The organism is Rathayibacter sp. AY1D2 (assembly GCF_002932695.1).
Classification (GTDB): Bacteria; Actinomycetota; Actinomycetes; order Actinomycetales; family Microbacteriaceae; genus Rathayibacter.
In genome coordinates this window covers 1-2,903 of record NZ_PSVX01000116.1, presented here as the reverse complement: position 1 = coordinate 2,903, position 2,903 = coordinate 1, and the positions used below count along the sequence as shown (strand labels likewise).

The window sequence follows — 2,903 nt, the reverse complement described above, 5'->3', positions numbered from 1 at the left end:
CCTCTCCCCTTGGCGCCCTCCGGCGCCTCTCCGCAGCCCCCCCGCCCCCGGGGGCGGGGGGGCTGCGGAGAGGCGCCGGAGGGCGCCAAGGGGAGAGGCCCGGTGGACCTCGGAGAAGAGCTCGCCGTGACTCGCAGGATCCGGCGCGACCTCCACCTCGAGGCCTCCGACGCCGCCAGCTGCACGGTTTGTTCACGGTAACAGGGCGTCTGCGCAAACTCAACGGCCCCCGTGAGCGGGGGTGGCATCACTTCACGGCGCCTGCGGTCCGCGCGGTCGCTTTCGTCACGGAGGAAGGATCCGCGGCGCCCCGTGGAACGGCGCAGGCGACGTGGGCCGGATCGGACGTTCGTCGTGAGTCGTGATCAGCACCGCCGTCCCGAGCCGCCGCCCTCGGCCCTCCACCGTCGCTCGGGCCTCCGCCGCCGCTGTCAAGAGGGGAGAGACGGGCCGCGCCCCTCGCCTAGGGTGCCGGGATGCCCCGCACCCGGACGTCCCGCGCCGCCCTCGCCTGGCGGGAGGCGGTCACCGGCTCGCGCTTGATGCTCGCTCTCAAGACGGCGCTGGCGGTCGGCATCGCCTGGGCCGTCGCGCCGCTCGCTCCCGGAGTCGCGGAGCAGTACCCGTACTACGCGCCGCTCGGCGCCCTGGTCAGCATGTACCCGACCCTGATGGGCTCGGTCCGCACCGGACTGCAGACCCTGCTCGGCCTGGCGGCGGGGATCGGGCTCGCCGCCCTCGTGGTCGTCACCGTCGGACCGACCTGGTGGACGATCCCGCTCGTCGTCGGGATCGGCGTGGTCCTCTCGGGGACGGGGTGGTTCGGCGCGGGCCGCGAGTACGTGCCGATGGCGGCCCTCTTCGTGCTCATCATCGGCGGGGCCGACGCCGAGGACTACTCCCTCGGCTACCTCGTGCAGATGGCGGTGGGCGTGGTGGTGGGGCTGCTGGTGAACGTGGTCGTCGCCCCCGGGCTCACCGTCGAGGCGGCCTCCGCCCGGGTCGACGCGTTCCAGCGCGAGCTCGCGGAGCACCTGCGCCAGCTGGCCGCCGCGCTCGAGGAGACGTGGCCGCCCGAGCACGAGGCGTGGGCGCGCAACGGCGAGGAGCTGGCCCGGACGGCGGAGGAGGTCCGCGCGGCCCTCGCGGACGCGGACGAGAGCCGCAAGGGCAACCCGCGCGCACTGCTGCACCGGCGCGACTCCCGACCCGACCACCTCCGCCTCGAGACGCTCGACGCGATCCTCTTCCACGTCCGCGATCTGAGCGGCGCCCTCGCGGACACCATCTGGGAGCGGCCGGGCGCGCTCCCGTTCGATCCGGCGCTCGGCCCGCCGCTGAGCGAGGCCTGCCGGGCGGTCGCTGACGCGATCGACCGCGACGACCCGGGCTCTCCCGCGACCCACCGGGCGATCGGAGGCGCGGCCCGTGCGATCCGGCACCTCGTGCAGGTCGTCGACGAGCGGACCGCCGCGACCTCCCGGACCCTCGGTCCCGGTGTCCTCGCGGCCATGCACCTCCGCCGCGTCCTGGTGCGCCTGCAGCACGACGGCGCGGAGCCGCAGGAGGAGTGAGGGCTGGTGTCTTCCTTCCCATACTGATATGGTGATGGGACATCAGGAGGACGGGGACGACGTGGAGCGGACGGTGACGACGACGAGCCTCCGTGGTCGCACGCCGGAGCGGGCGACCACGGAGGCTCAGCTGGCCTTCGGGGAGGCGCTACTCGCAGACGAAGAAGGCGACCTCCACGTAGCCCATCGTCTGCGAACGGGTGTCGACGTCGGAGTTCTCGACGGTCACGCCGGACGCGGCGAAGCTGCTGCCTCCTGCGCCCGTCGACGCGTTGGCCGCGTAGGAGCCGCCACCCCGCACCCACAGGGAGGTGCCGCCGCCGGCACCGCCGAAGTAGCCGCCGCCACCGCCACCGGACGCATAGGTCACCTGGCGGCTCGCGTTCGTCCTCGCTGCGCCGGCACCGCCGTCGCGCCCGGAGCCCGGGCTGCCGAGAACCGACTCGGTCACGTTCACCGTCGTCACACCGGGCTGCCCCGGCCCGGTCTGGCTTCCACCGGTGCTCGGGGCCTGCTCGGTGGAGCCGGTGCTGCTGTCCGCGCGCGAGACGGCGCTGTCGTAGCCGGAGCCGCCGACGGGACCGCCGGACCCCGCGTTCGGCCCGACGCGGGCGGACCGGGTGAAGTCGTTCGAGGTGAAGCCGGCGGCGCTACCGCCGCCGCCGCCCGCGATGACGAGCAGGGAGCCCGCGGCGGTGATCCCGCTGGCCCCGCCCCCTCCTCCGGAGCCGATGTAGCCCGGAGTGCCCGGAGCCCCGCCGTTGCCGAGCCCCCGGCCGCCGGCCTGGTTGCTGCCGCCCGAGCCCGCGGTGATGACGATCTCGGACGCTCCGCCGAGCGCGTCGACGGGGATGGTGCCCGTCACCCGCGCACCGGCGCTGGTGACGTCCGACCCGGTGCGGACGCCGCCGCCGTCTCCGCCGACCGCCGTGAAGCGGACCCACTGGGTTCCCGCGGGCACGGGGATCGTCCGGGCCGCGAGCGCGGTGGTCGAGGTGGCGTCGATGCGCTGCGCGTCCTGCAGGGCGCACTGGGGGGCGGTCGAGGCCGACGCCATCGGAGCGGCGATCGAGGCGGCCACAACAGGAATCGCCCATGCGGCGCCCTTCACCACGGTTCGGCGCTGGGTCAGACGATCGGGGGCGCCGGTCGGCGTGCTGGTGTCTTCGTTCTGCATCGGAGTCCTTCTGTCATCGTGCACCCCTTGGTTTCGGGGGCAGAGTCGGGTGAGAGGCGCGGGAGGATGCCCGTGCCGCTCCGACAGAGTCGCCTGCTCCGCGACGGGGCACGCCGCTCGAGGCCGCTCTGGCGCGAACCTGCCCTGAGGCG

2 protein-coding genes are annotated in these 2,903 nt (G+C 74.6%); one reads left to right on the top strand and one right to left on the bottom strand.

What is annotated here, in order from left to right:
- Positions 1–476: 476 nt before the first annotated feature.
- A complete protein-coding gene (locus C5D04_RS17610) occupies positions 477–1,574 on the top strand; it encodes an aromatic acid exporter family protein (protein WP_104348136.1) in 1,098 nt (365 codons plus the stop codon).
- 148 nt (positions 1,575–1,722) lie between these two features.
- Here C5D04_RS17610 and C5D04_RS17605 read toward each other — a convergent pair whose 3' ends face one another.
- Positions 1,723–2,751 (bottom strand): hypothetical protein, encoded by a 1,029-nt coding sequence (locus C5D04_RS17605; protein ID WP_146085374.1) that lies wholly within the window; start codon positions 2,749–2,751, stop codon positions 1,723–1,725.
- Positions 2,752–2,903 lie beyond the last annotated feature (152 nt).